General features: G+C 34.3%; 6 protein-coding genes and 2 pseudogenes. 1 reads left to right on the top strand and 7 read right to left on the bottom strand.

Translation table 11 applies throughout. The annotated features are described in order from the left end of the window. Nucleotides 1–306 precede the first annotated feature (306 nt). Both AC1DJR_RS13910 and AC1DJR_RS13915 read right to left on the bottom strand, forming a co-directional pair. Complete coding sequence (locus AC1DJR_RS13910) at nucleotides 307–534, bottom strand: hypothetical protein (protein WP_000849107.1); 228 nt, start codon at nucleotides 532–534, stop codon at nucleotides 307–309. Between the two features lie 301 nt (nucleotides 535–835). Next, nucleotides 836–1229 (bottom strand): annotated as a pseudogene (locus AC1DJR_RS13915) (helix-turn-helix transcriptional regulator); the annotation flags it as partial. Between AC1DJR_RS13915 and AC1DJR_RS13920 the strand changes: the two are divergent. Continuing rightward, a pseudogene (locus tag AC1DJR_RS13920) lies at nucleotides 1230–1586 on the top strand (class I SAM-dependent methyltransferase); the annotation flags it as partial. 44 nt (nucleotides 1587–1630) lie between these two features. On the opposite strand, the gene AC1DJR_RS13925 reads toward AC1DJR_RS13920, so the two are convergent. Genes AC1DJR_RS13925 through AC1DJR_RS13945 form a run of 5 tightly spaced genes read right to left on the bottom strand, consistent with a single transcriptional unit; the run spans nucleotide 1631 to nucleotide 6314 of the window. After that, nucleotides 1631–2449 carry an alpha/beta hydrolase gene (locus tag AC1DJR_RS13925; protein ID WP_429686860.1) on the bottom strand — a complete coding sequence of 273 codons (819 nt, stop codon included), beginning with the start codon at nucleotides 2447–2449 and terminating at the stop codon, nucleotides 1631–1633. A gap of 15 nt (nucleotides 2450–2464) precedes the next feature. Beyond that, the gene (locus tag AC1DJR_RS13930; protein ID WP_429686859.1) at nucleotides 2465–3283 is read right to left on the bottom strand and encodes an ABC transporter ATP-binding protein; all 819 of its coding nucleotides are present in this window, start codon (nucleotides 3281–3283) and stop codon (nucleotides 2465–2467) included. A gap of 15 nt (nucleotides 3284–3298) precedes the next feature. Then, on the bottom strand, nucleotides 3299–4321 hold the full coding sequence (locus tag AC1DJR_RS13935) for a FecCD family ABC transporter permease (protein ID WP_002087982.1): 1023 nt from the start codon (nucleotides 4319–4321) through the stop codon (nucleotides 3299–3301). Next, nucleotides 4314–5321, bottom strand: a complete 1008-nt coding sequence (locus AC1DJR_RS13940; protein WP_429686858.1) for a FecCD family ABC transporter permease — start codon at nucleotides 5319–5321, stop codon at nucleotides 4314–4316. The genes AC1DJR_RS13935 and AC1DJR_RS13940 overlap by 8 nt, the downstream gene beginning before the upstream one ends. A gap of 27 nt (nucleotides 5322–5348) precedes the next feature. After that, nucleotides 5349–6314 carry an iron-hydroxamate ABC transporter substrate-binding protein gene (locus AC1DJR_RS13945; RefSeq protein WP_429686857.1) on the bottom strand — a complete coding sequence of 322 codons (966 nt, stop codon included), beginning with the start codon at nucleotides 6312–6314 and terminating at the stop codon, nucleotides 5349–5351. Nucleotides 6315–6322: the final 8 nt, after the last annotated feature.

Here is a 6322-nt window from a genome sequence, read left to right on the forward strand (position 1 = left end):
TTTCTCTTCATCTGATAAAAATAAATGTCTTTTTGAGTATATCAATTATAGCATTAAATATCTATGTATTGATACCCCATATGAGTATCTAATGTTTATATGATTATTCTTAACAAATTATTAGCTTCTCAATCTCAATTATCATTATACCCTGTCCCTTTTCCAAAAATCATTTAAGTGAAACTTTAATCAACGAGATTTTTGTTCATCTCCCACTTATTATTAACCCGTAAATAGCTGGATAAATAAAAGCCTCAATCTTCACATATTTGAATTGAGGCTTTTTTCTTCCTATTATATATAAAGTTATTGTTGATCACATACTTTTGTGTCATTCACTACTGAAGTTCCTTCAACRGTTACCGTATGAAAACAGTCATTTACTCGAACAGTAACAACRTTATCTTGTCGATCAATGATATGATATTCATTAAATTGTTTATTAAGAGCACTGCGAATTTGCTCTCCTTCATAAATTGGAATGCCATGTGATAAAACCCAAATAAGCCCCGCGATAGCAAGAATAGTTTTCATACGATCTACCTCCTTGAGAATAAAGTGAACTTTTAATCGGTGTTTATTTCAGCCCTACTAATCATTAGTTGAATCAGTCGAGCTTTTATGGGGTAAGTTCATTTCGTCTATTTTATGTTTATGCTAATTGTGACSGAATTGTGACAACTTTTTGTCTSTTTAGACGAAAAGTTGAAACAAAACTTTCAAAAAGGACAATTCTACTTATAAAAAAAGGCTATGGAATGTTTCATCCATAACCTTCTTCAGTCCTGTTCTACAAATCATTCACCTTATTTAATGTGATTTTTGCGGACGAATTCTATTTTGATTTATCTATATCAAAACAAAACTTTGAAAAAACTTCCCACACAAGTTTATTTCTACTACGCACCCCAATTTTTTCGAAAATAGATTTTAAATGATCCTGTACGGTGTATATAGAAATACAAAGTTCWYMRGCTAATTCCTTTGCCGACATACCCGTAAGGATTTTGCGTATTACTTGCTTCTCACGTGTTTTCAGACTATATGCCTCCGCAATAAGAGGGAAGATTTCTTCTGGTCTTGCTCTTTCGAAAAGAACAACATAGCCATCATGAATGAGCACTGCTGTTATGCTCTAACTTACTGGCCCGAATGATTAAAAAGTGTCCATTAGCTACAGGTATGCAAACTTTTTCTTCTTTACTCATGCGTTCTACACTATATTCATTGACGCTGCTACTTGTATGCTCGTTCTTCATTTCATCCCAACTATTAAAGAGAAAAAAGAGCTTCTTAATGAAATTAGTAGTCGCTTAAAACCTGGTGCTCCATTCTTTCTCTCTACAATAAATGGTGTACCCCATACAAGTATGTTTTCTGAACAATTGAATGCTTGGCGCAATCATATGATGCAAAATCAAATTCCATTAGAAGATTGGAACCGATTTGAAAATTCTTTTGAAACAGAAATATTTCCTATTTCCGAAACTAATCTACTATCTATCATGGAGGATTGTGGCTTTACTCAAATCAATCGCTTTTTCACTAGTTTTTTAATTGATGGATACGTAGCAATAAAACAATAATGAAAAAAGGTAAGCGATGGCTTACCTTTTTTCATTATTGTCTTCTATACGTGACTAATAAATCTTAATCCCTTACTTAAAGAGGTCGGCACGACAGATGCATGATTCTCCCCTTCAGCCTCATAAAACTTAAATCTAAACTTCTCATGTTTTAATTGAAGAAGGCGTTCTGATAATGCATTTGCATCTACAACCATATGCTCTCGCTCCAATGATCCAACCGTAAGGAATATTCCCGTTTCAGCCTTGGCTATATTTAATTCATTTATAAGATTCTCTTCTTTTTCAAGTAATGATTGATTATTCCACCAAATGGACGGACTACTAATAAAATAATTTTGAAAAGCATTTATATTTGTAAATAGTGTATGTAACGCAAATAATCCACCTAGAGAATGACCAAATAACGTTTGTTTTCCTTTATCAATTTCAAAACTTTTTTCAATTTGTGGCTTCACTTCTTCTTCAATAAATGTCAAGAAGTTATGCGCCCCTCCTGTTTTAGGCCACGGTTTACCATCTGGTTTTAAAGGTGCATCTTTTGAAACTACAGAAGGTGTAAAATCATAACATCTTTCTTCTCCTGAAAATGCGCCTTCAATACGATAACCAATACCTACTATAATTGCTGGTGACACACCTGTTTTTTCTGCTCTTACCGATTGTATTTTAATAGCTTCATGGAACGTTTGGAAAAAGGCGTTCCCATCTAATACATATATAATAGGATAACCAGAATCCGGTGCTGGCTGCTTCGGTTTTGAAATATGAATTTGATACTCACGATTCTCTAATGTCGAATACATTTTCCACTGTTCGGTATTAGATACAATAATTTGTTGTTTTTCAATAGCAGTATTCATTCTGCAAATCCCCCCTTAACTCGTTACATACATCTCTACTTTTTCCTCTTGAAATACACTATCATAACCGAAGCAAACGGGAGCTCCGTTATATGGATCTATCATGACACGCGCATCGATATGAAATACCTCTTTTAGCACCTCGTTTGTAATAATTTCTATAGGACTACCAGTTGTAATAATGTTTCCTTCTTTCATTGCGATAATTTTATCTGAAAATCTAGCTGCGTGGTTAATATCATGTAATACCATTACGACCGTACAATTATGTTCTTCATTCAGTTTCTCAACGATTTGCAGTACATCTAATTGGTGTGACATATCAAGGTATGTCGTTGGCTCATCTAATAATAAAACTTCTGTCTCTTGCGCTAAGGCCATTGCTAGCCATACTTTTTGTCTTTGTCCACCTGATAAATTCGCAATTTGTCTCGTTCGAAACGCTGATGTTTTGGTAATATCTAATGCCCAATCAATCATTTCTTTATCTTTTGAAGTTAACTTATTCACGTTATTACGATGTGGATAACGCCCATAAGAAACCAACTCTTCTACCTTAATCTCTCCCGGGGCAATCGGATTTTGCGGAAGCAAGGCTAACTGTTTCGCGATTTCTTTCGTTGAAATCGTATTTAAATCTTGTCCTTGTAAATATACTTTACCGCTTTTTTGTTTTAAAATTCTTCCCATCGTTTTTAATAATGTCGATTTTCCGCATCCATTTGGACCTATAATTGTCGTTACTTTTCCCTTTTGTATTTCCACATTTAAATCGCGAAACACTGTAAGTTTTTCATAATTTGCTTCCAAGTTTTTTGCACTTAAAATATTCACTTTTGTTTCCTCCTCTTACGCTTTCGCCTTATAAAGTAAATATAAGAAATACGGTACACCGACAATAGCAATAACAATCCCTACAGGCAATTCTGCAGGCATAAAAATTGTTTTTGCGATAAAATCTGAAGCAATTACAAGTAGCATCCCAATTACTCCGCATGTAGGAATTACRTATTTATGTTGAATGCCGACAAGTCTTTTGGCTATATGTGGCGCCATTAGACCAATAAATCCAATACTCCCTGAAACAGCGACACATGCACTTACAAGTCCAATACTGCTTAATAATAGAATAGACTTCTCTCTTTCTACTGAAACACCTAGACTTGTAATACTCGTTTCTTCCAATTGAAATAAATCTAGCAAATAAGCTTTCTTTTTTATAATTGGAATTAATATAATAAGCCATGGCAACATTGCAATAATGTATTTCCAGTTTGCATTATATATGCTACCTGAAACCCAGACAGCTGCCATTTCAAAGTCAGTTGCTTTCATTTTCAATGATAAATACATAGAAAACGCTCCGAAACCTGACCCTATTGCGATCCCTGTTAGTAACAGACGCTGTGAATCTAACTTTCCATTTCGCCAAGAAAATATATAAATTAATATAGCCGCGCCTAACCCTCCAACTAAGCCAAACATGGGCATCATCATTATAGAAATCCAATCCGTACTCTTTATTTGTCCTTGGAAAAAGAACATAAAAATTACGATTGCAGTTCCTGCACCAGCATTTACTCCTAAAATACCCGGATCTGCTAAACCATTTCTCGTAATCCCTTGAATAACAGCGCCAGCTATCCCTAGACCTAATCCTACTAGGCCAGCAATTATGATTCGCGGCAGTCTAAAATCAAATATAACTAAATCATGTTCTGGGACTGGATCAATCCGAAAAATTGTTCGAAAGACGTCCATAATTGTAATATCAAATGTACCATTCGTTAAGCTAATATAAATGGTACATAAAATTAAAAGTATAATAGTCCCCATAGTCATTACAAAACGCTGACTTGAGCCTTTAAGCATGTCTCTCTCCCCCTCTTGTACGAATTAAATAAAGGAAGAAAGGAATTCCAATTAGAGACATAACAACGCCTATTGGTGTTTCAAATGGATAGTTTACAAATCTGCTTAACACATCACATAAAGCAAGAAACACACCACCAATTACTCCAGCACAAGGCACAATCCATTTATAATCTACACCGATTAAAAAGCGGGTAATATGAGGAATAATTAGTCCTACAAAACCTATTTTCCCTACTAAAGCAACTGCTGTACCAGTCAGAAATACAACAGATAAAATTGCAGTCACTTTTATAATTTTCGTACGCTGCCCTAAATTAATAGACACTTCTTCTCCCAGTGAAAGGATTGTAATAGATTTTGAAATGAGAAGTGCTAAAATAATACCAACTATACCAAAAGGAATTGCTAATTTAAGTATATTGGGATCTACTTGATCTAATTTCGCATTGTACCAAAAACTAATATTTTGAGAGACTTGAAAATAAGAAGCAATTGCGGCAGAAAGACTACTTAAGAATGTCCCTATCACGGTTCCTATAATTGCTAATCTTACAGGTGACAATCCGTTTCTAAGCAGTGAACCAAATCCAAAAACAATTCCCGCACCTAATGCTGAACCCAGCATAGAACATAAAATCATGTTGACTGAAGACATTCCCGGAAGGAATACCATACACATTGTAATAACAAAAGCAGAACCATCCGTCACACCCATAATAGAAGGGGATGCAAGATAATTCCTTGTCATCCCCTGCATAAGTGCTCCTGATATGGCTAGAAAAGCTCCAACTAAAAGAGCTCCAATTACCCTTGGTAAACGAGATGTAACAATAATATTATGATTTACATTACTCGAATCAAAATGAAACAATGCATTCCACGTCGTTTCAAAATCGATATTTTTTGTCCCATATAAGATAGATAAAATAACAGTAAGTAAAATACATATGGGTGCTAAGCATAAAATTATCATTGGAAGTGAATTTATTTTCCGCATATCATTCAACGCACCTTACTAATTTTATTATTTAGTCAAATTTTTCACTGCTTCTTTTAAAAATACTGTTTTACTCCAAGCAGTACCACCTTGTGCAATAGGATCTACAGTATTTACAAATACTTTCTTCTCTTTTACAGCATTTACACTTTGCCAAATTGGATTACTTTCTATTTCTTCTAGTACTTTTGGTTTATTATTTTCACTTGCTTCATATTGTAAAAATACGTAATCTGGATTTATTTGAGCCAGTTGTTCTAAAGAGAGTTTCTCTTGCGCTTTTACATTTTTAAGTTGTTCTGGAGCAGTTAATCCAAGGTCTTTATAAATTACAGGGTTGAAGTATACTCCTTCTGGATAAACGAATAATGTATTCGCTCTTAATCTTATTACAAGTACCTTTTTATCTTTTAACTTCTCTCCAATTTTTGCTTTCGCTTTTTCAGCGTCTGCTTTATAATCCTTAATAATTTTTTCTGCTTTGTCTTTTTTACCAGATAGTTCTCCCATTAATTTTAAGTTTTCTTCCCAATCTGTAGAAACATGTGATATTGGGATTGTTGGAGCTACCTTCGTAAATTTCTCAGCCGCTTCTGCTGGGAATTTCGTACTTGATGTAATAACATCAGGTTTTAATTGAAGTAATGTTTCAAAGTTGGGTTCCATTTTCTCACCGATAGATTTCGCACCTTCTAAATCTTTTGCAACGTTCCCTGGTAATTTCCCACCAACCGTAATTGCACCTACCGGTTTAATTCCAAGTACTGCTGCATCTTCCATTGACTCTAAACTAGCTGTCGCAATTTTATCTACTTTTGCTGGTACTGTATATTCTTTACCTAAATATGTAATCTTTCGCTTTTCATCTTTTTTCGTTTCCGTAGCCTTTGTCTGTTGTTTTTGCTCCCCTGAAGTTTTATCCGCACTATTACATGCTGCTAATCCTACACTTAAAACTGTAACCATCCCTAATGTAAATAATTTCTTGTTCATCTTTATAT

The organism is Bacillus sp. 05T31 (assembly GCF_056396725.1).